Consider the following 25,037-nt stretch of genomic DNA (forward strand, 5'->3'; position numbering starts at 1 on the left):
CTAACAAAAAAAGCCCCCCAGTTTTCTGGGGGCTTTTTTTGTGCTCTACCTAAGTCGTTTATTCGGCCTGACCGATAGGATAATAGGCTTTGCGGCCATCAGGATAGATACCTTCAACTAAGGCCCCATCACCGTTTTTGGCAATTTCTAAATAGCGCTGCACGTCCTGGGGCTTCGACACCTTGTTCTTGTCGATGCGCGTGATGATAAAACCATCAGCAATACCCGTCTGGCGGAAGTTGCTGTCGCGGATGCCCTTGATTTTGGCGCCACCTTCGATGCCGAGTTTGCTTAGCTCTTGGCTCGTAACAGGCTCCAGCGTAGCACCTTCGTACTTCACAGCCTTTGCCACTTCCGCCCGTACCACATCGGTAGTGCCGGTAGCGTTGCGAAGCGTAGTAGTAGTGGTGCGCTCGTTGTTGCCACGTAGGAAGGCTACTTTAATCTTGTCGCCGGGGCGGTAGCGGGCTACCTGCTCCTGCAACTGCGATGAGGTATTCACCTTCGCGCCGTTGATTTCAGTAATCACGTCGCCTTTTTCGAGACCGGCAGCCGCGGCGGCGCTATTCTCGCTTAGCTCCTCCACGTATACGCCATTCAGGTTTTTCAACTTTTTCTCGGAAGCCAAACGAGCATCTACTTCCCGGATCTGAACACCAAGCAAAGCGCGCTGCACTACTTTATATTTCAGCAGGTCATCAACTACTTTACTCACAATGCTGCTAGGCACCGCAAAAGAATAGCCTTCGAAATTGCCGCTTTGGGAGGCAATAGCCGAGTTGATACCTACTAAGTCGCCATTTAAGTTTACCAGCGCTCCACCCGAGTTACCGCGGTTTACAACTGCGTCAGTCTGCAAAAACGACTCAAGGCCCATGCGGTCTTCGCGCTGCAGAATACCAATATTGCGGCCTTTCGCGGAAATAATACCAGCCGTTACGGTCGAGTTAAGGTTGAACGGGTTACCGATAGCCAGCACCCACTCCCCTACTTTCACATTATCGGAGTTGCCGTAGCGCACGAAGGGCAGGTTGTCGGCTTGCACCTTCAGCAGGGCGAGGTCCGTGGTCGGGTCAGTGCCCACCAGCTCAGCCTTGTATTTACGCTTGTCGTCCAGAACGACTTCAATTTTGTCAGCCTTATCAATCACGTGATTATTGGTGACGATATAGCCATTAGCCGCGATGATAACACCTGAGCCCGAGCCCATCTGGGGGCCAGCTTGGGGCGACTGATGATATTGATCAAAGTCCTCACCGAAGAATTGACGCAAAAGCGGGTCCATGCGCTGGGAACCAGCATTACTGCGCATTTTGGGAGCGTACTCAGTCATTACGTGAACCACGGCTGGCGTCACCGATGAGGCAGCCGCCACAAAGTTTAAGCCTTCAGGCACTACATAATCACTGTTGCGCAACTCACTGGTATAGCGCACATTCGGATCGGCGGCTACTACCTGCGGTGCATTGGAGTTGGTAGGCTCTAATAGCTTATACCCGCCCACGGCCACGCCCCCGCCCAGAATGGCAGAACCGAGCAGGCCGAGCATCATTTGTTTTGCTTGCATGGGTAAGAAACGAGGATTGGATATGAGAAGAAGATGAATTTAAAGCAAAAAAGGCAAGGTTCAAATATGAACCTCGCTCCTACTATAAGATGCAACCTAACGCAGCGAGGTTGCTTATATGTACAACAGAAGAGATTTAAAAAAAGGCTCCAAATCCGGAGCCTTTTTTTAAATCATATACTTAACGCACTTCAATGTGGTGCTTGGTCACTTTTTTACCGTCGAAAGGCAAGCGAACACGCAGAATTCCGTCCGTCATTTCAGCTTCAATTGCTGTCACATCTACTGTATCAGGTAGGCGGAAGGTGCGGGTGAAGCTACCATAGTTAGTTTCAACGCGGCGGAAGTGGGGGGCATTTTGCGTCTCACCTTCTTTAGCCTCAGCAACTTCGAGCGCTTTACGCTCACCGCTGATAACGAGCTTGCCTTCCTGAAAATCAATTTTAACAGCTTCCTTCGCTACGCCAGGCAGCGCTAGGTGCAGTTCGAAGCCAGCCTCCGATTCGAGGATATCGGCTTGTGGAATGAAGGATTTAGCAGGCTCAGTGGTGGTAGGCAGGGTATCACGCAAAAGCTCATTCAATACAGAATTGAAAGCGCGGGTTGAGCGAGTAGCAGGACGGTTATTATACAGAATAGTAGCCATGGGTAAAGATGTTTTAAGGAGTCAGAGTGAAGGCCGTTTTGAAGCGTCGACACTCTTATTCAATAAAATCTGTACCAACCCACAGACGAGTACTTTCAACTGCCAAAAAGTCTTACTACTGCTTGGAAGGCAACAATAAGAATTAGTAATTATTGAAAAATTGTCCCTTTCAAGATTATGAGAACTATATTTCCCTCACAACCTTTAATGCCATTAAGTCAGTATCTGATGCATTGTATACAACAGCTTTGACTCACACGGTTAAAAAGCCCCCGTGTTACTTTTTATGCACGAGCAACACTAGTGCTGCGTCGGTAACTGACGACGCTCAAATGCCTGCTTACCCTTGAAAATGGTATAGCGCAGATCTAAGCCGAGCACGGGAGTCACAAAGTTGCGACGCCCCCCTGGAATAACGACTTTACCGTCTATGTCAGTCTGTTGAAGCACGTTACTATAGGCGCTTTGATAAGCAAACCAGGGTGTGAAGTCGAAGTGGTCGGATAACCGAAAGCCGACTTCTCCTCGCAGAGCAGTGAAGTCAATCGTGCGTTCTTTCGGATCATCTTCATCTCGCTGAAAGCGCAGGTAAGCAAATGCTTCATACGACAGGCGTGGCCGCAGCACTACCTGCCCCCCTACCGGAATTAGTCGATCAAGGTCAAAGCGAAGCCTTGTGCGGGCGCGGCTTTCATTACCCACACCGCCCGGAATAAGGTATTCGACACCCATCCGCTGACGAAAATTAAAGCTTCCCAGCGTATTCCAATGCCGCAAAAACAGCTCAGGAACTACATCAACGTAAAGCGAGGATACATCTCCACCACCAGTAGTAGAATAGCTACTTAACCCAAGAGTTGCGCCACCGCTCCAGCGAGTATTCCAAAATCGCTCGTAGCCCATATTCAACCCCGCCCGATCAAGACTGAGGCCGTCGAAGCCGCCGGTGGAGAAAGGCGTATTGGTTCCTAAAAACAGATAGTCATCGCCAGACAATGCATATTCAGCTTGCAGTACTGGAGATAATTCCAGCCCATTCACAACCCTGCGACTCTGGCCTTTTACTACCGCTCCGTTTAGTAGTGCAAAGAGTAGGATAACCAAAAATGCCCCCAGCGTCTGGAGGGCATTTTTTTGAGAAATACTTTATACATTGATAGGAGCCGATGCATCGGCAGCAAGAGATGGAGTGGTGGCACCTAGCTCACGCAAGGTAAGCCAGGCCATAAGTCCAGGGCCCGTTTCGAGGGCCTTAGGGTCGATGTCGAAGGTGGGCGTATGTACGGAGGACTTGTGGCGGCCGTCGGGGGCACAAGTGCCGAGGCGGTAGAAGCAGGCATCAGCTTGCTGAGAAAAGTAGGCAAAATCCTCAGCGGCCATCCACTGATCCAGCTCAACCACGTTTTCTGCGCCCAAATATTCCTCAGCCGCGGCGCGCGTGCGCGCCGTTAGCTGCGGCTCATTTTCGAGGTAAGGATAGCCCCGTCGAATCTCCAACTCACAGGTAGCTCCCATCGATTCGGCTATACCTTCCACCAGCTTACGCAGATGTATGTGGGCCTCGTTGCGCCATTCTTCATTAAGGGTACGGAAAGTGCCTTCCACGTACACTTCATTGGGAATCACGTTGGTGGCACCATTCGCAATCACCTTACCGAATGATAGCACCGAGGGCAGCTTAGGATTGGCGCGGCGACTCACTATTTGTTGGGCAGCAACGATAATATGGGCCGTAATCAGCACCGGATCAATGTTTTGCTCGGGCATGGCGCCGTGGCCGCCCTTACCCCGAACAGTCATATACAGCTCGTCGGTGCTAGCCATGTAGCGACCGGGCCGCAGCCCCACCTTACCAGCTGGCAGCATCGGAAATACGTGCTGACCAAATACGCTGGCCGGAACTGGGTTTTCCAGAACGCCTTCTTTTATCATGAGCGATGCGCCACCGGGTAGTATTTCCTCACCGGGCTGGAAAATCAGCTTTACAGTGCCTTCAAACTCAGTGCGCAATTGGGTCAGAATACGGGCGGTTCCCAGCAGGGACGAAGTGTGCACATCATGGCCGCAGGCATGCATTACGCCCGGCTTGGTGGAACGATATGGCACATCGTTAGTCTCCTGAATGGGCAGCGCGTCCATATCGGCACGCAAGGCTACGGTACGGCTATTAGGGTTTTTGCCTTCGATAAGAGCTACCACACCGGTAGTAGCCAGCGGCTGCGGAGCCAAACCAAGCTTTTTCAGCTCCGCCGTTACAAAAGCCGCCGTATTTACCTCCTGAAAGGAAAGCTCAGGATGCGCATGCAGATGCTCGCGCAAAGCAACAGTCTCGGCAGCAGTAGCGGCCGCTAGCTGTTGAATACGGGAAAGAAGGCTCTGGCTCATGGGCAAGAAGTTAAAGGCTTTGATAGCAGCTAATTCGGCTTGATAAAGTGACTGGGCACCTAAAAGTAACAGTGCACCCGCTGTGTAGCCCCGGCAGACTAAAACCGGGTTTTGTTCAGCACTACTTGTGTCGGCTGCAATTGAGCTTTCGGCGCTAAGGGCTTAATGCGCAGCATAGCTTGCTCGGCTTCCAAACGAGTTAAGTAATCACCAATAAGCAGACGATAGGTCGGCTGTTTAAAGGTTATGTAGTCCGTTTCCTCGGGGTAACGACTGATAACGGCGCGGCGGATTGCCATTGCCTGGTCGCGCTCCAATCCTACGTACGCCAGAATGCGGTAGCCTTGGGCATACTTCACGTTCTGGTTCGTGACGGCCTGATCGCGAAGGCGCTGGTCAATCTGGCTGTTCACGTGATTTGTCGGCATTACGGCGGGCTTCGGACCAACTGGCTGCGCAGTAGCTGCCGGCGACGTGAATACGGGCCGGTAACGGCTCAGATCTTCGGCCGGTACCGACCGCCGGGTAGTATCAGGGGTAATGGCCTTACCTACTGTTCCTGAGGCCGCGCACGACGCTAGGGAAAGTAAGGCGGAGAATAAAATCACGTTACGTAGCAGGAATTTCATCTTCTTTCAACAGAACCAAACTATTGGAGGACCCTATTCGATGAGCGCCAGCAGCTAGCAAAGCCAGCGCTGCCACCCGGGTTCGAATGCCCCCCGCAGCTTTTATGCGGACTCTGGGGGGCAAATGATCACGCATTAGAGTAATGTCGGCCACGGAGGCCCCGCGGGCCGCAAACCCAGTGGATGTCTTTACAAAATCGGCTCCTACGGCGGCGCAGATCCGGCAGGCAGTTATTATTTCTTCTTCCGTAAGCAGGGCCGTTTCGATAATCACCTTCAAAATTGCGTTTTTGAAGTGACAAAGCTCTACCAACTGGCCAATTTCGTCTTCTACTTCCTCCACCCTCCCCGACTTAAAGGCGCCGATATTGATAACCATATCAATTTCTGTAGCTCCGTCATTGAGCGCTTGATGAGCTTCAAAAAACTTGACTTTGGTGATTTGATACCCTAACGGAAAACCAACCACAGTACACACCGGAATTGCCCCCCGCAGCTGCTCGGCGGCAAAACGCACGTAGCACGGCGGCACACACACCGTCGCGAATTTGAACTGTACTGCTTCGGCACATAATTGGGCTATTTCATCTGGCGTGGCATCGGGGCGCAATAAGGTATGATCGATGGAAGCGGCAAGCTGAGTAATAGGAAGGCTCATAAACCGAACGAACAAGTAGGCAAAGGTAAGGTAGCGCTAAATCGGATCCACACAGCCACCATTGCAGGCTCTAGCTAGCTAATGATCAGTGCTTCCGATACCTAGCCTACACAGAAACATTGCCAAATAACAAGTGGCAGGCAGCTTCTTAGAAAGCCACCTGCCACTTACTTCACTTGCTAAATGCGGGGCCAGTTGTTAGTCAACCAAAACGCAGCGGTTATTCAGTATATCGTCCTCTACGGTTTTGTATTTCACATCGCGCACGATGCGGCCGTCCATGTACTGCACGCTTACTTTTTCGTTGCGGTTAGCCACTTTATGCGCACGCACCGGTTGCTGCTTCTCCAGCACCTGCGCTGGCTCGGGGGCCAAATCTTCGGGGCCGGCACCCAGCGAAACTGAGGATACTTCCTTCTGTGCCTTCAGCTTGGGAGCTTTCGGGGCGGGGGGCAAATCGGCCTCCACAAAGAACTCCGGCTCTTGGGTGTGACCAGCTTCCTGTTGCATTGGGATGTCGGCGCGGAAAAGGAAGGATACGGTTTCCTCGTTTACCTTACCAATCATCTGCTTGAACAGCTCAAACGACTCAAACTTGTACACCAATAGCGGGTCTTTCTGCTCGTATACCGCGTTCTGCACTACTTGCTTCAAATCGTCCATCTGACGCAGATGCTGCGTCCAAGCCGTATCGATGGTGGAAAGCACCACGATTTTCTCCATGCCCCGAATCGTTTCGTGGCCACCGGTGGCTTGGTTGCGACGCAGGTTGGTAACAACTGTAATTTGCTTGCGGCCATCGGTGAACGGAATGGCGATGTTCTCGAAGGGTGCATTCTGATTGATCAGGTCATTGACCAGCGGCAGCGTATTGGCCGCGATATGGTCATTTTTGCTCTGATAATAGCCCAACGCCTCATCATACAGCTTCTGAGCCAAAGCAGGCGCTTGCTGGCTGTTTAGGTCTTGGGCAGTAAGATGCGTATCGTAGCCAAACACCCGAATAACGGCCAGCTTGAAGTCTTCGAAGTCGTTGCTGACTTTATGCACGTTCACGATGTCGTCGCAGACATCATAGATCATGTTCCAGATATCCAACTCCAGACGCTCACCAAATAAGGCGTTGCGGCGGCGCTTGTACACCACTTCGCGCTGAGCGTTCATCACGTCGTCGTACTCCAGCAGGCGCTTACGCGTCCCAAAGTTATTCTCCTCCACTTTCTTCTGAGCTCGCTCAATGCTGCTCGTAATCATGGAGTGCTGAATTACCTCGCCTTCCTCTAGGCCCATACGGTCCATGAGTTTGGCAATGCGGTCCGAGCCGAATAAACGCATCAAGTTGTCTTCCAGCGATACAAAGAACTGCGAGGAACCCGGGTCGCCCTGACGACCAGCACGACCGCGCAACTGCCGGTCTACGCGGCGGCTTTCGTGGCGTTCCGTACCGATAATGGCCAGACCACCTGATTCACGGGAAGTTTCTTTTAGCTTAATGTCGGTACCACGACCGGCCATGTTGGTGGCAATGGTCACGGTGCCGGGGAAACCAGCACCGGCTACAATCTCAGCTTCGCGTTGGTTTTGCTTAGCGTTCAGCACCTGGTGCTGAATGCCACGCAGCTTCAACATACGGCTTACCAGCTCCGAGATTTCCACGGAAGTAGTACCTACCAGCACGGGCCGACCGGCTTGTACCAAGGTTTGAATCTCTTCGGCTACGGCGTTATACTTCTCGCGCACAGTCTTGTAAACCTTGTCGTGCTCGTCTTTGCGTGAGATCTGACGGTTGGTCGGAATCACGACTACGTCCAGCTTGTAGATCTGCCAGAATTCGCCCGCTTCCGTTTCGGCCGTACCAGTCATACCGGCCAGCTTATGGTACATGCGGAAGTAGTTCTGAAGCGTAACCGTGGCGTAAGTCTGAGTAGCGTCTTCTACGCGCACGTTTTCCTTGGCTTCAATAGCTTGGTGCAAGCCATCGGAGTAGCGACGACCTTCCATTACACGGCCAGTCTGCTCATCCACGATTTTCACTTTACCGTCGTCGGTCAGGATGTACTGGTCGTCGCGCTCAAACAGCGTGTAGGCTTTCAGCAACTGGTTCACGGTGTGTACCCGCTCCGATTTCTCCTGATAATCCTGCATCAGCTTTTCTTTCTGGTGCAGCTTATCCTCGTCGCCAATGGCTTTGCTGTTCTCGATTTTGGCTATCTCCATCCCGATGTCGGGCATGATGAATAGCTGCGGATCTTCGCCTTGAGCCGTAATCAGGTCGATGCCCTTTTCAGTCAGCTCAATCTGGTTATTTTTCTCGTCGATCGTGAAGTACAACGGCTCATCGGCCTTCGGCATCTGCCGCGAGTTGTCGGCTAGGTAGAAGTTCTCCGTCTTTTGGAGAATGGCACGCATACCCGTCTCCGACAAGAATTTGATGAGCGGCTTGCTCTTGGGCAGGCCACGGTAAGCACGGAACAGCATCAACCCACCTTCGCCATCTTTCCCGCCAGCTTCCGCACCGTCTTTACCTTCCTTGATGAGCTTACGAGCCTGCACCAAGTAATCCTGCACGATCTTTTTCTGCGCATCCACCAGCATTTGAATGCGGGGCTTCAGCTGATAAAATTCATGTACATCGCCACGAGGCACCGGGCCGGAGATAATCAGCGGCGTCCGGGCATCGTCAATCAGTACGGAGTCAACTTCGTCGACCATGGCGTAGTGATGCTTGCGCTGCACTAGCTCCTCGGTTTCCCGCGCCATGTTGTCGCGCAGGTAGTCGAAGCCGAATTCGTTGTTGGTACCATAGGTGATGTCGGCAGCGTAGGCGCGGCGGCGAGCATCGGTATTGGGCTGATGCTTATCGATGCAGTCCACAGTAATGCCGTGGAACTCGAATAAGGGCGCATTCCACTCCGAGTCACGCTTGGCCAGATAGTCGTTCACCGTTACGAGGTGTACACCACGCTTCGCCAGCGCATTGAGGAAAGCAGGGAGGGTCGAAACCAGGGTTTTACCTTCACCAGTGGCCATTTCGGCAATCTTACCCTGGTGCAGTACTACGCCACCAATGAGCTGCACATCGTAATGCACCATATCCCAAGTGATTTCGGCACCACCGGCAATCCACTTGTTGGCCCACACCGCCTGGTCGCCCTGGATGGTGACGTTCTGCTTGCGGGCAGCGTATTCGCGGTCGTAGTCGGTGGCCGTAACGGTGAGCTGGCCGTTTTCTTTGTAGCGGCGCGCCGTTTCTTTCACGATAGCAAAAGAGGCGGGCAGCACTTGTAGCAACACTACTTCCAGCTCTTTGTTACGCTGTTTTTCGAGCGCATCGATCTGGTCGAAAAGCTGCTCTTTTTGCGTAATATCGAGGTTAGGCTGGTCGGTGATGCGCTGGTGTAAGTTGGCTATCTGGTCGTCGGTGGCCTTAAGGTGAGCATCAATACGAGCGCGGACTTCCTGGGTCTGCTGACGCAGTTGGTCGTCGGAGAGCGATGCCAATTTGGCATATTCGGCGTTAATGAGCGCCACGTATGGGATAATCTCTTTCAAGTCCCGCTCCGATTTAGAGCCGAAAATCTTGGCGACAGTTTTCCCTAGAAAATCAAACATGCTGATAGTATTTAGCTTAAAACGCCGGGGCGCACTCCAAATTTACGGCGTTTTTGGGAAAGTACCGGCCAAAATGCCCCCCAGCCTCTAAAACGACGAAACCCCGCCACCTCAAAGAGTGTGCGGGGTTTCCAATAAGGAAAGGTTGTCAGGTTCTGGGGGCTTTTTTGACTTTCGTTTTCTTCTGTCGCAAAAGGTTAGAGGCCTCACAAGTGTTATATTATCTACTATTCCTTAGCAGGAGCGCGGGAAACAAGTTTTTCTACGAGTGAGGTAGAGCCGGAAATAGCTGGCTTTTTGGCTTTTTGAGCTTCCTCAGTTTTCTCTGTTAGCTTCTTGTATAAGGTGAGAGCTTGCGCTACTACTTGGTCCATGTTGTAGTACTTGTAGGTAGCCAAGCGGCCTACGAAGTGTACGTTCGGTGTCTCATCAGCCAGCTTCTTGTACTTGTTGTACAGCTCGGCATTTTCGAGGCGTGGAATGGGGTAGTATGGGTCTCCCTCCGCTTTGGGATACTCATACACTACACTGGTTTTGGGATGTTGCTGACCAGTAAGCGCCTTAAACTCGGTGATGCGCGTGTACAAGTGCTCGTTGGGATAATTGACTACAGGCGCGGCCAAGAACTTCTCTACGTTCAGCGTCTCGTGCTTGAACTCTAGCGAGCGGTAAGGCAGCTTACCGAACTTAAAGTCGAAGTACTCATCGACGGGGCCCGTAAAGATGATTTCCTTGAACGGAACGAAGTCGATTATTTCGTGATAATCCGTGTTGAGCATCACCTTGATGTTTGGATGGTCGAGCATCTTATCAAACATGCGGGTGTAGCCGTGCAACGGCATCGCCTGGTAGGTATCGGTGAAGTAGCGGTCATCGCGGTTGGTGCGAGTAGGCACACGCGAGGTCACCGACTTATCCAGTTCCGAAGGATCCATGCCCCACTGCTTCCGCGTGTAGTTCTTGAAGAACTTCTCGTACAGCTCGCGGCCCACCTTGCTTACCACCACATCTTCCGAGGTCTTAATAACCGGAATGGTTTCGGCCAGCGATTCCAGAAACTGCTCTACTTCAAAGCTGTTCAAGCTTAAGCCATAGAGCTTATTTATAGTGTCCAGATTGATAGGCATAGGTACCAACTGTCCATCAACGGAGGCTAATACGCGGTGCTCGTAAGGTCGCCAATCAGTAAAATTGGAAAGGTATTCGAATACGTCTTTCGAGTTAGTGTGGAAAATGTGGGGACCATATTTGTGTACCAGCACCCCGTCTTCGTTGTAATGATCGTAGGCGTTACCAGCAATGTGGCTGCGCTTATCAATAATCAAAACTTTTTTGTTTGAGCGGGTAGCGAGCCGTTCGGCTAGTACGCTGCCAGCGAAGCCGGCCCCAACGATCAGATAATCGAACATAGCTAAGTTTGTGTTTTGGTGAGATATAAAGGGGCGGAAAGGCTTCTTAAAGTGTCAGTAATTACGAGGACCACCTACGATTCGGTATTATCCAATTATTTCTTGTCGGCTAAACGTTGTTGCATCAAGCTGACCATATCTTGCCAGGTAAGGTCCCATGAAATGGTGGCCAGATAAGCATCCGTGCGCTCTAACCACTCAGCATCGTCTTTTTGCTGCAACGCTCGCCCGATGGCTTGCCCAAATTCTTCGGCCTTGGCGGCAATCTGTACTAAGTTCAACTCACCGTAAGGCCGCACTACATCCCGGATTGGTGTGCTGACTACAGGTTTGCCCGCAGCTAAATACTCGGGCGTTTTGGTGGGCGAAATAAACTTAGTACTCTCGTTATCAGCGAAAAGCAACGTAGCTACATCCCAACCCCGCAGATAGGCAGGGAGTTCCTTGTAATCTTTGCCCCCCAGGTAATGAATATTAGAAGTGTGCGGCAAAGCGGTTTCTTCAATCTTTACCACTGGCCCGATGATGACAAACTGCCATTCTGGATGCGCTTTCGCCAACTGACCGAGTAGTTCAATATCCAGGCGCTCATCTACCACGCCAAAGAACCCAACGCGAGGATGTGCGATTTTGGCCTGATCAGCCGGATCAACTCCTGCTTCACGGGCCTGCCCGAAATGGGCTTTGTCGATGCTGCTGGGGAAGGCGTGTGCATCTGCATGCTGCAGGCTTTTGGCCTCGTACAAGCTCTGTCCTCCCGTGAATACCAGATCGGCGCGCTTAAAAAGTTCTTGTTCTAACTCACGTAACTGCGGGGGGGCAAATTTGAAATTTGCCAGCTCGTCCATACAGTCGTACACGGTAAGCGCCGCCTGCAAATGGCGCGATTTGCTGAGCGCCATCGGGGTATAGTACCACGCTACGAACTGGTTGATCCTATTTTCAGCAAAGTACTGCGTCAGTAGCTTCGCCTGTGCCTGATTAGTAGCTTCCTCGCTAAGGCCGGCCGGCAGATGAGCTACCAGCACTTTCAATCCATTCTGACGCTCTTTTATTTCAAAGTGTGCTTCAAGCGACGGATTATCGCCATGCACAAAAGGCTCTTCTACGTAAAAAACCCGCCCATACTGCGCAAAACGCGACAATAAGTGCTGAGGACGCTGCCATACAAAATCCCAGTGTAGGTGCGCAAAGCAAACTAAATCCGGGAGTGAGTAAGAGGAGAGTGTATGGTTAATCGTTTGGGAAGAAGCAGTATTTTGGGTTGATACGGAGACTGAAGCGCGCGTAGGCGTTTCAGCCGAGGTAGAAATCGGCATAGACAAATGGCTAGGAAGTATCGTGGTAAACCGGATGCGCTAACTCAACAGTATAATTCTCCGGTGCTACAACGCTTAATCTATACGGGCATTTGCTAAAAAGGATGCTACCTTTTTAATGCTACTTTAATTAGCACAGGCCAACCTCAACACTAGGTGTCGCTTGGCTTGTCGCTAAAAGTTGTAAGTATTTAGCCTGACGCTAATTGCCTTACACAGTACTGCTTATAAAATTTTTTGCAGCTCAACCGCAGCGTCCCACCCAACGGCCGTCCGCAGCCAGTCTTGCCGTACCCCAATCCGCCGGAAACTTGCTTTCCGGAACAGGCGCAAACTAGCTTGGTTGGTGGCCGCAACAGTACAATACAGTTGATGGAGGCGTAGCGTGAGGCGAGCATACTCTACCCCTACCGCCAAGGCAGCCACCGCATAGCCACGCCGCCGCTCAGCGCTCAGGATGGTGATGCCCAGCCCGGCCCGCAGATGTAGAGGCTGAAAATCGAATATATCGAGAATGCCCACGGGTCGCTGATCCGTTTGAGCGCAGATAACGAGTCGTAGCTGGCGCACTTCATAAAAATCGGCGTTTGCGTGAGCTAAGTACTCACGCAAGGCGTAGCGCGACACCGGTGCTATGGTATCTGATACGCCCCATATTTCGGGGTCATTTTCCAGTGCGTAAAGGAAATCCAGATCGGAGTCTTCCAGAGCGCGCAGAAAAACCGGAGAAGCTACCATTTGACCTGAAATACGAGTGGGCACCCAACACGAGCCAGCTGGGGGGCAAAATGGCAGTTGGCTATACGTCTATGCTGCCCTCAAATACGCGCAAAGCCGGGCCGCTGAGATAAATATTAGTAAAAGAGCCATCAGGCAGCGCTTCAAAAGCGACCCGTAAGTCGCCGCCCGGGGTGCGCAATTGCACCGGGCTAACAGCTCCGCGCCGGGAAGCGGCCAGTGCCACGGCCGTCACGCCAGTTCCACAGGAAAGAGTTTCATCCTCTACGCCCCGCTCGTAGGTGCGCACTTGCCAAGGCAAATCGGGCGTGGGGGGCATTTCGGCAAAGTTTACGTTCGTACCGCGCTCCCGAAACCGCTCGTTGTAGCGAATGGCTCGTCCTTCACTAACCACATTCAGCTCTGCCAGTCGGCTGGCGTCCAGAAACCGTACGATGTGGGGCGAACCTGTATTCAGGAATACGCCGTCTTCGCTTACCTCCTGCTGGCCCAACACATCCTGCATACGCAAGTTTACGGTTCCATCGGCCTCGATATGCGCTTCGTGTTCACCGTCGGCGGCAATAAAACGGGCTTCGTTCTCAACAACTCCCAAGTGATGCGCGAAGGCCACGGTACAGCGCCCACCATTGCCACACATGGAGCCCAGATACCCGTCGGCATTGAAATACACCATCTCAAAGTCGTAGTCGGCGTGCAAACGCAGCAGAATCAGGCCATCGGCGCCTATTCCCAGTCGGCGGTCGCAGAGGCGGCGCACAAGTTGATGGTTGGTAGCATCAAACGCATGCGCACGATCGTCCACCATCACAAAGTCGTTGCCGGTGCCTTGATATTTATAGAAACGAAGTGTCATAGAGCAAAGGTCGCATTTATGGGCGGTAAACTGCACGTTGATGTTCTAAACGGATTTATGCAGTAAAGCAATTTGGCCGGCATGATAGAGATTATGCTGCACCAGTCCGTGGAGCATGATATAGTAGCTTACTCCACCACCCTGCTCATGGTCGCGGGGCCCGCCTAGTTGCCGGTCAAGATCAGGATCAGTTAATTGGTTTACCGCATCAATCAGATGAGTATGGGCTTGGCGCAAATCGGCTAGGGCTTGTTGCCACGCGGCCTCATCGGCACCCGACGGGATGGGCGGCCAGTCGGCAGCGGCTGATATTTCAATCAGCTTATTTTGCTGCGTACGCTGCTGCACCGTTTCTATCCAGGCTGTCAGGTGCAGCACAATCTCCCAAATACTGTGCGCCGTTGGTAGTACCCGGGTTGCTGCTTGCGTAGCGTTGAGGCCCTGCAGCGTAGTCAGCAACGACGGGCCCGACCACGCATCGCCATCGAAGGCACGCTGAAGCTGGTCAACAATGCGCGAGGTTTCATTCATGCTAGCTTGCGAAGTAGTCATCGTGAATAATAATAGAGGCTTGAGAGAAACGCTTTACGATAGTTGCAGCTCCTAAAATAACACCATCAAACACAAAGCTTACGCGACTACCTTACCTTTGGCTACCTGCTCAGCGGCACCTTTACGACGCCTTATGTATTCCTTCCTCACTACCGGCACCTGGCCCGATTATGAATTGCTCGACGCGGGCAACTTTGAAAAGCTCGAACGCTTTGGGCGCTACGTGCTGGCCCGGCCCGAGCCCCAAGCCATCTGGGACCAACATTTGCCCCCCAGCGAATGGGAACGCGCCCACGCCACCTTTCGCCGCGAAAAAGGCAGCCAGGAGCGCGGACAGTGGCAACTGAAGGCAGGCATGCCCGAGCAATGGGTAATTAACTACGACCAAGGCGACTTGCATTTGCGCTTCCGCTTGGGCTTGTCGGCATTTAAGCATGTCGGGCTGTTTCCGGAGCAAGATCCCAACTGGCGCTTCATTTTTGAGCAAACCAAAAAGAGAAAAGCCCCCCAGCCGCGAGTGCTCAATCTCTTTGCATACACCGGCGCCGCTACCCTGGCTGCGCGGGCCGCCGGCGCCGATGTTACGCACCTCGACTCCGTGAAGCAGGTTAACTTCTGGGCCCGCGACAACATGGAAGCCAGCCAGCTCGATGGGGTGCGCTGGCTGGTAGAAGACGCCATGAAATACGTGCGGCGCGAGGTGAAGCGTGGCAGCAAATACCAAGGCCTCATCCTCGATCCGCCTGCCTACGGCCGTGGTCCGAATGGGGAGAAATGGCAACTGGAAGATGAGCTGAACGAGCTGCTGAAGCTGTGCAAAGAATTGCTGGACCCGCAGGATCATTTTTTTCTGATCAACTTGTATTCGCTGGGCTTCTCGGCGCTTATCCTGGATAATCTGGTCGCTAATATTTTTCCGGCCATCCGAGGCACTCGGGAAATCGGCGAGATTTATTTGCACGACCAAGGCCAGCGCAAGCTGCCGCTCGGTACTTTTTGCCGCTTCAGCTCCTAAAGTCACACCTTGCCGAAGGGAGCCTTTCCCTGCATTCATACCCATGACAATGACCAAATCGCCACGTCTGGCCCTGATTGACATGGGCACCAACACGTTTCACCTGCTCATCGTGGAAATGCCCCCCACGGGCTCCGACGCCGAGCCCACCGTATTACTGCGTACCAAAGTGGGCGTAAAGCTGGGCGAGGGTGGCATTAGCAACGGCGAAATTGCGCCTGAGGCCTATGCGCGGGCTTTACACACCCTAGCGGCCTTTCAGGAAGAAATAGAGCTGCACCAAGTGACAGATGTACGCGCTACAGCTACCAGCGCCGTACGCAGCGCCCGCAATGGCGCGGAGCTGGCAGAAGAAATATTCGAGCAGACAGGTATCAAAGTCGATATTATTCCGGGCGATCGGGAAGCTGAGCTAATCTGTAAAGGCATGCGGCAGGCCGTGGCACTAGGTCAATCGCCACACTTGCTGGTGGATATTGGCGGGGGCAGCGTGGAGTTCATTATTGCCAATGAGGACACCATTTTCTGGAAACAAAGCTTTGAGATCGGGGCTCAGCGTCTGCTGGACTTGTTTTTTAAAAATGATCCGCTTACTGCTGACGATGTACGCGAGGAGCAGGCGTATCTGGCTGCACAACTTGCGCCCCTGACAGCGGCCGTGCAGCAGTTCAAGCCTGTTGGCCTCGTTGGGGCTTCCGGCACATTTGATACACTCGGAGATTTGCAGGCAGCTCAGCGCAACGAGTTTCGCCCCGAAATGCCGCCGCCAGTTACCGAAATTACGCTCCAGAGCTTTTATCAGAGCTACGAACTACTGCTCACCACTACTCACTCGCAACGCCTGGCCATGCCTGGCATGACGCCCATGCGCGCCGATATGATTGTGGTAGCCTGTATCCTGATTGATTTCATCCTGACGACTTACCACCTTACCAATTCCAATATAAGGGCTTCGTCATATGCGTTGAAGGAGGGGCTACTGGCGGAGATTCTGAAAGCCTGAATCCAAACAGTTGGCTGATAAGGTAGTATTTGCCCCCCAGCGCTTTCACTTCCATTCTTCGCACTTTTCTTTAATCCACGACTACGCGGCTGCGCTTGCTGCATATTTCCTGCTATGACCTTTTCCTACAATCACCTGTTCACGTTTACCGAGGCTGTGTTTCGTAGTATCGGCTGCCCTGAGGCCGACGCCACTACGGCTACGGAAGCACTGCTGGCCGCCGACCTGCGCGGCATCGACTCGCATGGCGTGGCGCGGCTCATCGGCTATGTGCGCCTTTGGGAAGCTGGCCGCATTAATCCGACGCCGCGGGTGGGAGTAGTGTACGAAACGCCCAGCACCGCTGTAGTGGATGGCGATGGTGGCCTAGGCTTGGTGGTGGCGCCCAAGGCGATGCAGGTAGCTTTGGAAAAAGCGCGTATCGCCGGTACCGGCTGGGTTTCGGTAAAAAATTCCAACCACTTCGGCATTGCGGGCTACCATGCGATGAAGGCGCTGGCCCACGATATGATCGGGATTGCCATGACCAACGCTAGCCCTCTAGTAGCGCCAACCCACTCGCTTGATCGTTTGCTGGGTACGAACCCTATTGCCGTGGCTATTCCGGCAGGTGAGCAGCCCGATTTTGTGGCCGACTTTGCCACTACGACGGCCGCCAACGGTAAGCTCGAGATTTTGCAGCGCAAGCAGCAGCCTGCGCCCGCTGGCTGGATTCAGGATGCGCAGGGACAGTCTTCCACCAATCCCAATGAATTGAAAGACGGCGGCGCTTTATTGCCGTTGGGGGCGAAACAGGATCCCATAAAGGGTATTGCCTGGGTAGTATCGTCGATATTTTTTCGGCGGTATTATCAGGGGCCAACTATGGACCTTGGGTACCGCCTTTCGTGGCTTTCCTTCAGCCCCCCGCCGACCCAGTTGGCCAGGGTATTGGCCACTTCTTTGGCGCTATGCGCGTCGATGCCTTCCGCCCCGCTGCTGAGTTCAAGGCGCACATGGATAACTGGATTTCCACGTTTCGCCAAGCCCGCGCCGTAGATGGCCAGCAAGTCCTCATCCCTGGTGACCCGGAGCGTGAAATAGCTGCTGAGCGCCTATTGGGGGGCATTCCGCTGCTCGAAACCGTAGTGCAAGATCTGGAGACAGTCGGCCGCAAGTTTGGCGTGCAGCTTTAGTGTCAGGCGTAATACATAATACAAAAAAGCCCCCCAGTTATATTTCTGGGGGCTTTTCTATCTATCAACTTACACTTAAATCATTTGATTCGCACTCACCAAAGTAGATAAGGCGACATCATGATTTAGGTACTTAGAGGAATAATTTTCATCCGGGCCATTCAGAAACAAGCATGTTTTGCCACCTACTTCATCAATAATCTGGGCGTACTGGTCCATAGGTAGGGCTGGGCAACCGAGACTACGGCCTAAACGGCCATACTGACGCACAAACTCCTCACTCACATAGTCGGCACCGTGCATGACCACTGAGCGAGCTAAGGCATTCGTGTTGTATCCCTCATCCACACCGTCCAGCTTAAGCGAGCGGCCGTGTTTGCCGATATATTCATCCTGGGTTACATAAAAGCCCAGGCTGCTCATATTCGACTCATTTTCGTTGGAGAAGGTACTAGTCAGGTTTTCGCCCGAGTTACGACCATGAGCTACAAGCGTGTGGAATTTGACTTCCTTCTTTTCGAGGTCTAATACCCACAAACGCTTCTCGGTGGAAGGCTTTTCAAAGTCAACAACCGTCAAAAGCTGCTTGTCGCCGAGCTTGTTTTCGTTCCGCAGATTGAGGTAGCCCGTCATGGCTTTCTCAAATACTTCAAAGCGCAAGCCCTGCTGCTCCACATTCAGGTCGCGGTAAAGATCGTGCATGCGCTGATCGAAAAAGGCTGCTTCCATTTCCTTTTCCGTTGGCATTTTCGTCTCTACTCCTTTTGCATTAGCCATGGAGCTTTTGATGGGCGTGGCCAGAGGCGTGGCCATAAACAGCGAAGCCATAAAGGGCAGCATACGCCGAACTACCCGACGGGCACGACGCTTTACACGCTGACGATGTACTACACTGGTCTTTTCCATCTGCTTGATTCTTTAGGATGAGTAGCTTAGCTAAGCAAAGCTTACCTTCTTCACACAAAGGCTCTTATACGCAAAGCCTTACAAAACGATATAGCTATCTATTTCAGTACTAGAGTTGTTTTAACATCCTGAAGGCCTTTTTGATTCCTTTGAGGTTTTCCGCCAATATCCGCTTAACCGCTTATCGGCCGTTTCTCAGGCTTAGATGCTACCAACAGGTAAGCTACTTTCGTGTGTCAGTCGTAATTCTATACCCCTATACAAGTTAACTGGCCTGCGTTGAAAAACAATGTTCAGATGATGTAAAGTGCATATTCCAAGTACGTAGTCCTACGTGGCTGTTATCCTTGGATGATTATTATTTCCTTTTCGATCCTGCACCTCTTCTTTGCTGAAGGCGTAAACAAAGGCTGCCCACATTTCTTATCTACTTTTGTTGCTCCAAAGCGGTTCTGATTATTTGCTATCAGCAAATTCGCTTTGCTCATCTACCGCTTCGGCGCGTCGTCCTTCGCATTCATGGCTAAAGTCGCAATAAACCTCTCCACCGGGAGTATTCAGCAGGAAGAAATCATCGTTGGCATTGATCTGGGCACCACAAATAGTTTGGTAGCCTACATCCATCCCGAAGGCCGGCAACCGGTGGCCATCAACGATCAGGGCCGCGGCACTATCGTGCCTAGTGTCGTGCACTTCCCTGGTGATGACGCCCCTATCGTTGGCACCGAAGCCAAGCAATACCTTCTCACCGATCCGCAGAACACGATTTATTCTGTGAAGCGCCTACTAGGCAAATCGTACCGTGACCTGGGTGAGCACGCCGGGCAATTAGGCTATAAAATCATCGATGATAATTCAGAAGGCTTAGTTAAAATCCGCGTTGGGGGCATTTCTACTCTCCTATCGAGCTTTCCGCCGAGATTCTGAAGGAGCTACGGGCCCGCGCTGAGCACGCCCTCAAAACGCCCGTGAACAAGGCAGTCATCACGGTGCCCGCTTATTTCAACGACTCCCAGCGCCAAGCTACTCGGGATGCAGGCCGCTTGGCTGGGTTGGAAGTATTGCGCATCGTGAATGAGCCTACCGCTGCCGCGCTGGCTTATGGCATTGGCCTATCGCCTGACGAAGAGAAAATCGTAGCCGTATATGACCTCGGTGGTGGCACCTTCGACATCAGCATTCTACATATTCACCAGGGAATATTCGAGGTGCTCAGCACCAATGGCGATACCTACTTGGGCGGCGACGATTTCGACCGCTTAGTGAGTGAGCATTGGATTCAGCGGTATAGCCTAACCGGTCAACTGGCCGCAGGTACCGATGGGCAGCTCAAGCAACAGCTCCGCCTAACCGCTGAGCAAGCTAAAAAGCACCTAAGCCAGCACGACGAATTTACCGCCGACCTGCCCGGCGCTGGCCAGGTACAGCTTACCAAAGCGGAGTTTAATGATCTAATCCGCCCTCTGGTTACTCGCACCATTACTGCTTGTCAGCAAGCCTTAGCGGATGCCAAATTGTCCCCCAGTGCCCTCGACGCGGTACTATTAGTGGGCGGCTCTACGCGCGTGCCCTTGGTGTACGATACGGTGTCTGAGTTTTTCCAGCAACCCGCCAACAGCTCTCTTAACCCCGACGAAGTTGTGGCCCTAGGAGCTGCTATCCAAGCTGACATCTTAGGTGGCAACCGTCGTGATGTACTTCTACTGGATGTGACGCCGCTCACCCTCGGCATTGAGACCTTGGGCGGGCTCATGGACCCGATTATTCCGCGCAATTCGAAGATTCCGACCAAAGCCGGACGTCAGTACACGACTAGCGTTGATGGGCAGGTAAACCTCAAGATTTCCGTGTACCAAGGTGAGCGGGACTTAGTAAAGGAAAACCGTAAGCTAGCCGAGTTTGATCTTCGCGGTATTCCCGCCATGCCCGCAGGTTTGCCTAAGGTTGACGTCAACTTTATTCTAAATGCCGACGGTATTTTGAAAGTAGAAGCCCTTGAGCTTCGCTCGAATACCCATCAGGCTGTCGAAATCAAGCCTCAGTACGGCCTCACCGATGAGCAAGTAGAGAAGATGCTTATGGATTCCATCACCCACGCTCGTGAGGACGTGACAGCGCGTATGGTCATCGAAGCCCGCACCGTAGCCGAGCAGATGATTTATCAGGTGGAACGCTTTGTTGACAAGAACTCCCAGTATCTAACCGAAGACGAAATCACGCAGACCGCCGCCTCGGTTCAGAACTTAAAAGACGCCCTCACTACCCAAGATAAGGATACCATTCTGAAAGCCGTAGACGAGTTAGAAAGCTTGACCAGCCCTTTCGCGGAGCGGGTCATGAACATCTCCATCAAGCAGGCGATGACAGGCAAGAAGATAGAGTAGCTCCTACTTGCGCTTGCTTTGAGGGGCCGGAATCATACCAAAGCTCAGGATACGCGTTGCCGTAGTGTCTCGAAACGTAACGTCGAGCATAACGCGCGGCTTAGCCTGCAGCGTGTCACTTTTGAACGAGAAAGCATAGAAGTAGCGAGGCTGTGCTTCATCACCCAGTCGCAAGCCCAGCTTATATAATGCAATGGGGCGGCCTAGCTCTCTTCCCTGCTCATACATAGGCCTCACTGCTGCGCGAAATTGCTTCTTTGAGACAGCACTACTCACTTCTGGCGCCAACAGCTTATACGCCGCGGAATTATCGCCGTTAAGCACCGCGATTAAAAACTGTCGGGCTACCTGAATTTGCGAGGACTGGGCTACGGCTGGCAGGCTCAGCAGGAGAAGTAGTAGGAAGACAACCAATTTGCCCCCCGCGCGGCAAGGACGCATTTGCTGGCGGGTGTCAGTTAGTAGGGGCAGCATTACTCTTCTTCCTGCGGCACGAGGATGAACACATCCTCACCAGGGCGCTTCATAATGTAGCGTTCACGGGCAAACTTCTCCAATAGCTCCGGACTGCTGAGCAGCTCGGCTCGCTCCTTCTTCACCGTCTCAATGTTGGTCAGGTAGTATTCCTTCTCCGTTTGCAACTCACGCCACTTTTTGTACATATCGTACTGCTTTAGCAAGTCGTTGGCGTCGAACACGAACATCCACACCACGAAGCTTACCCCAGTCAGAAAGTAAAAGCTGCGTACAATGCGCGCTGCAGAAGCAAGGATAACGGAAAAGCTCATAGGCTCAAATATACTAAAAACGGCACCACAGCCTATTGGGCTATGGTGCCGTTTTGTTAAACTGAGATAATTAGGAAAGAATTAGCCCAGCTGAGCAAGCTACATTTTGCGCCCAGGATAGTAGGCTATCTCGCCCAACTCCTCCTCAATACGGAGCAATTGGTTGTATTTCGCCATCCGGTCAGAGCGCGAAGCTGATCCCGTTTTGATCTGGCCTGTGTTCAGAGCTACTGCCAAGTCAGCAATAGTATTGTCTTCAGTTTCGCCGGAACGGTGCGACATAACGCTCTTGTAGCCATTACGACGGCCAAGGTTGATAGCAGCAATTGTCTCGGTTAGCGTACCAATCTGGTTTACCTTAATCAGAATTGCGTTGGCTATTTTCTCGTCAATACCACGCTGCAAACGATCCACATTGGTCACAAACAGATCGTCGCCTACGAGCTGAATTTTGCCCCCCAGACTTTCTGTATGCTGTTTCCAGCCGGCCCAGTCGTCCTCGTCCATTCCGTCTTCGATACTTAGGATGGGGTACTTGCTAACCCAGTCAGCCCAATAGTTAGCCATCTCTGAAGAAGTCAGCTTATCGCCCGTGCTCTTCTTGAAATGGTAAACACCGTTCTCATAAAATTCCGAAGTAGCGGCGTCCATCGCAATCATCACATCCTCACCCGGGCGGTAGCCAGCTGTCTCAATAGCTTGCAGTACCACCTTGATAGCGTCTTCGTTCGACTTGATATTCGGAGCAAAACCACCTTCATCACCTACGTTCGTGCTTAAGCCCTGCTTTTTCAGCACGTTCTTCAGATGATGAAAAATCTCAGTTCCCCAGCGCAAGCCCTCAGAGAATGACTCAGCTCCCACGGGCATAATCATGAACTCCTGGAAATCAATGGAGTTGTCGGCATGTGAACCACCGTTAAGGATATTCATCATAGGCACAGGCAGTGTAGACGCTCCTACGCCACCTACATAGCGATACAGCGGCATACCAGCCTCCTGAGCTGCAGCACGTGCAATAGCCAGCGACACACCAAGAATGGCATTAGCACCTAAGTTGGCTTTGTTCGGTGTGCCATCTAGCTCTATCATGATGCGGTCGAGCAAGCTTTGCTCATACACTGAAAAGCCAATCAGTTCTTCAGCAATTGTGCTGTTCACGTTCTCTACAGCCTTCAACACCCCTTTCCCCATATACTTCGACTTATCGTCGTCGCGCAACTCCACTGCTTCATGTTTACCCGTGGAGGCCCCAGATGGTACAGCGGCACGGCCTACTACACCATTGTCAGTAGTCACATCTACTTCGACAGTTGGATTGCCTCTCGAATCAAATATTTGCCGGGCGTGAATGGAAGAGATAATACTCATGGTTAAGAGGTAAGGAGTGAAAAATGAATCAGTATGCTGCTTCGTAAAGGCTAAGCTAGATTTGATGCGTCTCAAATGACGGTAGCAAGGTAAGGAATTCGTTCTACAGGAAATCTGATTTCGATGTATGAACCGTATTTTGCCCCCAGAATGATCAGAAACAAAAAGGGGATGCACCTTGCGGTACATCCCCTTTTTAAGTGTTAGCTAAGCTTATGAAGCAGCTTCTTCGTCTTTTGCTTTAGCCTCGTCGCGGGTGTCATCACCTTTAACGGTCGTTGTAGGCGTATCCTCAGGAGCAGCAGTAGCAACTACTGGAGCTTCTGCCTTTGACTCCGAAACAACTTCAGCTGAAGACTTGCCCTCACCTGCCGTCGTAGCCTTCTTGCGGCCACGTGAGCGACGGGTCGTTGACTTAGCTTCGCCAGCGTTCTTTGCTTCAAGCAGTGTCTCGTTGTAATCAACAAGCTCAATGATGCACATCTCAGCGTTGTCGCCCAGACGAGCATCACTCAGCTTGATGATACGAGTATAGCCACCAGGACGAGTAGCGATTTTTGCAGCTACATCACCAAACAGTTCTTTCATCGACTCTTTATTCTGAAGAGTCGAGAATACAGTACGGCGAGCGTGCGTAGTGTCGCTCTTTGCTTTGGTCAAAAGTGGCTCTATGAACTTGCGTAGAGCTTTGGCCTTGGCTACAGTCGTTGACACACGCTTGTGCATGATCAGCGAAGAAGCCATGTTGGACAGCATCGAATTGCGATGTGCAGCAGTGCGGCCTAAGTGGTTAATTGTTTTACCGTGTCTCATTGTATTGTTATGCGAATGCGGGGTGTATGTACTTGCGTAGAGCGACCACGGCGGGAGACGTGCATTACAGCAGTCTCCTCATTAGAACCGCACTACCTAGGGTACACTGAATTAATTAAAAAAGTAATGACTGAATTACCTGTGGTTAATACCAATTGGTAATTCAGTCATTATCTACAGATACTAATCTTCGTCGAGCTTATACTTGCTCAGGTCCATACCAAAGTTCAGACCCTTTTCTTCTACTAGGTTCTCCAACTCAGTCAGCGACTTCTTACCAAAGTTGCGGAACTTCATCATATCACTCATATCCAACTGTACCAAGTCACCAAGTGTTTTGATATCGGCAGCCTTCAGACAGTTGTATGCACGTACTGAAAGATCCATATCTGCCAATGGCGTCTTTAGAACCTTACGCATGTGTAGCGTCTCCTCATCAACAGTTTCCTCTTCTTCAGCTTTAGCCGTTTCGAAGGTCATTGTGTTGTCAGAGAACAGCATGAAATGCTGAATCAGGATATTAGCAGCACCTTTTAGGGCTTCCTCGGGGTGAATAGAGCCGTCGGTCTGAATTTCTATGAGAAGCTTCTCATAGTCAGTCTTCTGTTCTACGCGGGTGTTCTCAATGCTATACTTCACATTCTTGATAGGTGTGAATATGGCATCAATAGCGATTTGCCCGAATACCTGATCGGTAGGCTTATTTTCTTCGGCGGGTACATAGCCCCGACCTTTCTGCACAGCCAGTTCAAACTCCAGCTCAGTGTTGGCATCTACGTGGCAGATAACCAAATCTGGGTTCAACACCTGGAAGCCGTTGGTAAACTTATTGATGTCGCCGGCCGTGAATGTCTCCTGACCTTTGATGCGGACGGTAATCTTGTCCTCAATAGCGTCGCTTACCTTCTTAAAGCGGACCATCTTCAGGTTTAGAATGATTTCGGACATGTCCTCAATCACACCTTCAATGGTCATGAACTCGTGCAGCACGCTGGGCGTGCGAACCGATGTAACGGCATAGCCCTCCAGCGACGACAGCAGGATACGACGCAAAGCATTGCCGATCGTGACGCCGTAGCCTTTCTCCAGCGGTTTGAATTCAAACGTTCCGTAAAAGTCATCGGATTTCTCCATCACAACTTTCTCCGGCATTTGAAAAGCTAAGATTGACATAAGTGGGGCTTTAAAAATACAACAAGGGAAAAACGAAG

Annotated in this window: 20 protein-coding genes and 2 pseudogenes; 4 read left to right on the forward strand and 18 right to left on the reverse strand. The window is 51.9% G+C overall.

The window, feature by feature from the left end:
• Positions 1 to 58: 58 nt before the first annotated feature.
• The 12 genes from G7064_RS08675 to G7064_RS08730 all read right to left on the reverse strand — a co-directional run bounded on the left by G7064_RS08675 (position 59) and on the right by G7064_RS08730 (position 14,371).
• Entirely contained in the window at positions 59 to 1,567 is a 1,509-nt protein-coding gene (locus G7064_RS08675; protein WP_240731615.1) for a Do family serine endopeptidase, read from the reverse strand.
• 181 nt (positions 1,568 to 1,748) lie between these two features.
• The gene (locus G7064_RS08680) at positions 1,749 to 2,213 is read right to left on the reverse strand and encodes an Hsp20/alpha crystallin family protein (protein WP_166073277.1); all 465 of its coding nucleotides are present in this window, start codon (positions 2,211 to 2,213) and stop codon (positions 1,749 to 1,751) included.
• 300 nt (positions 2,214 to 2,513) lie between these two features.
• Positions 2,514 to 3,209: a hypothetical protein gene (locus G7064_RS08685; RefSeq protein WP_166073278.1), complete on the reverse strand. Its 696-nt coding sequence runs from the start codon at positions 3,207 to 3,209 to the stop codon at positions 2,514 to 2,516.
• A 150-nt stretch (positions 3,210 to 3,359) separates the two neighbouring features.
• A complete protein-coding gene (locus G7064_RS08690) occupies positions 3,360 to 4,598 on the reverse strand; it encodes a M20 family metallopeptidase (RefSeq protein WP_133271686.1) in 1,239 nt (412 codons plus the stop codon).
• A 98-nt stretch (positions 4,599 to 4,696) separates the two neighbouring features.
• Positions 4,697 to 5,227 carry a sporulation protein gene (locus G7064_RS08695; protein ID WP_133271685.1) on the reverse strand — a complete coding sequence of 177 codons (531 nt, stop codon included), beginning with the start codon at positions 5,225 to 5,227 and terminating at the stop codon, positions 4,697 to 4,699.
• Positions 5,208 to 5,885, reverse strand: a complete 678-nt coding sequence (deoC, locus tag G7064_RS08700) for a deoxyribose-phosphate aldolase (protein WP_166073280.1) — start codon at positions 5,883 to 5,885, stop codon at positions 5,208 to 5,210. The genes G7064_RS08695 and deoC overlap by 20 nt, the downstream gene beginning before the upstream one ends.
• A 198-nt stretch (positions 5,886 to 6,083) precedes the next feature.
• Positions 6,084 to 9,497 carry a preprotein translocase subunit SecA gene (gene secA / locus G7064_RS08705; protein WP_166073281.1) on the reverse strand — a complete coding sequence of 1,138 codons (3,414 nt, stop codon included), beginning with the start codon at positions 9,495 to 9,497 and terminating at the stop codon, positions 6,084 to 6,086.
• Between the two features lie 227 nt (positions 9,498 to 9,724).
• The gene (glf, locus tag G7064_RS08710) at positions 9,725 to 10,906 is read right to left on the reverse strand and encodes a UDP-galactopyranose mutase (protein ID WP_166073282.1); all 1,182 of its coding nucleotides are present in this window, start codon (positions 10,904 to 10,906) and stop codon (positions 9,725 to 9,727) included.
• 95 nt (positions 10,907 to 11,001) lie between these two features.
• On the reverse strand, positions 11,002 to 12,225 hold the full coding sequence (locus G7064_RS08715) for a glycosyltransferase family 1 protein (protein ID WP_166073283.1): 1,224 nt from the start codon (positions 12,223 to 12,225) through the stop codon (positions 11,002 to 11,004).
• A 225-nt stretch (positions 12,226 to 12,450) separates the two neighbouring features.
• Positions 12,451 to 12,963 carry a GNAT family N-acetyltransferase gene (locus G7064_RS08720; RefSeq protein WP_166073284.1) on the reverse strand — a complete coding sequence of 171 codons (513 nt, stop codon included), beginning with the start codon at positions 12,961 to 12,963 and terminating at the stop codon, positions 12,451 to 12,453.
• Positions 12,964 to 13,024: 61 nt separating this feature from the next.
• Positions 13,025 to 13,819: a diaminopimelate epimerase gene (gene dapF, locus G7064_RS08725; RefSeq protein WP_166073285.1), complete on the reverse strand. Its 795-nt coding sequence runs from the start codon at positions 13,817 to 13,819 to the stop codon at positions 13,025 to 13,027.
• 45 nt (positions 13,820 to 13,864) lie between these two features.
• A complete protein-coding gene (locus tag G7064_RS08730) occupies positions 13,865 to 14,371 on the reverse strand; it encodes a DinB family protein (protein ID WP_166073286.1) in 507 nt (168 codons plus the stop codon).
• Positions 14,372 to 14,504: 133 nt separating this feature from the next.
• On the opposite strand from G7064_RS08730, the gene G7064_RS08735 reads away from it, so the two are divergent.
• From G7064_RS08735 to G7064_RS08745, 3 genes and pseudogenes are all read left to right on the forward strand, one after another.
• A complete protein-coding gene (locus tag G7064_RS08735) occupies positions 14,505 to 15,386 on the forward strand; it encodes a class I SAM-dependent methyltransferase (protein WP_133271679.1) in 882 nt (293 codons plus the stop codon).
• Between the two features lie 49 nt (positions 15,387 to 15,435).
• Positions 15,436 to 16,389 (forward strand): phosphatase, encoded by a 954-nt coding sequence (locus G7064_RS08740; RefSeq protein WP_166073287.1) that lies wholly within the window; start codon positions 15,436 to 15,438, stop codon positions 16,387 to 16,389.
• A gap of 114 nt (positions 16,390 to 16,503) precedes the next feature.
• Positions 16,504 to 17,564 (forward strand): annotated as a pseudogene (locus tag G7064_RS08745) (Ldh family oxidoreductase).
• Between the two features lie 75 nt (positions 17,565 to 17,639).
• On the opposite strand, the gene G7064_RS08750 reads toward G7064_RS08745, so the two are convergent.
• Positions 17,640 to 18,470, reverse strand: a complete 831-nt coding sequence (locus tag G7064_RS08750; protein WP_166073288.1) for a murein L,D-transpeptidase catalytic domain family protein — start codon at positions 18,468 to 18,470, stop codon at positions 17,640 to 17,642.
• A gap of 519 nt (positions 18,471 to 18,989) precedes the next feature.
• On the opposite strand from G7064_RS08750, the pseudogene hscA reads away from it, so the two are divergent.
• Positions 18,990 to 20,854 (forward strand): annotated as a pseudogene (hscA, locus tag G7064_RS08755) (Fe-S protein assembly chaperone HscA).
• 3 nt (positions 20,855 to 20,857) lie between these two features.
• Here hscA and G7064_RS08760 read toward each other — a convergent pair.
• The 5 genes from G7064_RS08760 to G7064_RS08780 all read right to left on the reverse strand — a co-directional run bounded on the left by G7064_RS08760 (position 20,858) and on the right by G7064_RS08780 (position 24,999).
• The gene (locus tag G7064_RS08760) at positions 20,858 to 21,328 is read right to left on the reverse strand and encodes a hypothetical protein (RefSeq protein WP_166073289.1); all 471 of its coding nucleotides are present in this window, start codon (positions 21,326 to 21,328) and stop codon (positions 20,858 to 20,860) included.
• Positions 21,328 to 21,642: an FtsB family cell division protein gene (locus tag G7064_RS08765; protein WP_166073290.1), complete on the reverse strand. Its 315-nt coding sequence runs from the start codon at positions 21,640 to 21,642 to the stop codon at positions 21,328 to 21,330. The genes G7064_RS08760 and G7064_RS08765 overlap by 1 nt, the downstream gene beginning before the upstream one ends.
• A 99-nt stretch (positions 21,643 to 21,741) precedes the next feature.
• Positions 21,742 to 23,013 carry a phosphopyruvate hydratase gene (eno, locus tag G7064_RS08770; RefSeq protein ID WP_166073291.1) on the reverse strand — a complete coding sequence of 424 codons (1,272 nt, stop codon included), beginning with the start codon at positions 23,011 to 23,013 and terminating at the stop codon, positions 21,742 to 21,744.
• 213 nt (positions 23,014 to 23,226) lie between these two features.
• Positions 23,227 to 23,826 carry a 50S ribosomal protein L17 gene (gene rplQ, locus G7064_RS08775; protein ID WP_166073292.1) on the reverse strand — a complete coding sequence of 200 codons (600 nt, stop codon included), beginning with the start codon at positions 23,824 to 23,826 and terminating at the stop codon, positions 23,227 to 23,229.
• Positions 23,827 to 24,009: 183 nt separating this feature from the next.
• Positions 24,010 to 24,999, reverse strand: a complete 990-nt coding sequence (locus tag G7064_RS08780; protein WP_133271671.1) for a DNA-directed RNA polymerase subunit alpha — start codon at positions 24,997 to 24,999, stop codon at positions 24,010 to 24,012.
• Positions 25,000 to 25,037: the final 38 nt, after the last annotated feature.

The sequence above is a fragment of the Hymenobacter sp. HDW8 genome (assembly GCF_011305775.1).
Classification (GTDB): domain Bacteria; phylum Bacteroidota; class Bacteroidia; order Cytophagales; family Hymenobacteraceae; genus Hymenobacter; species Hymenobacter radiodurans.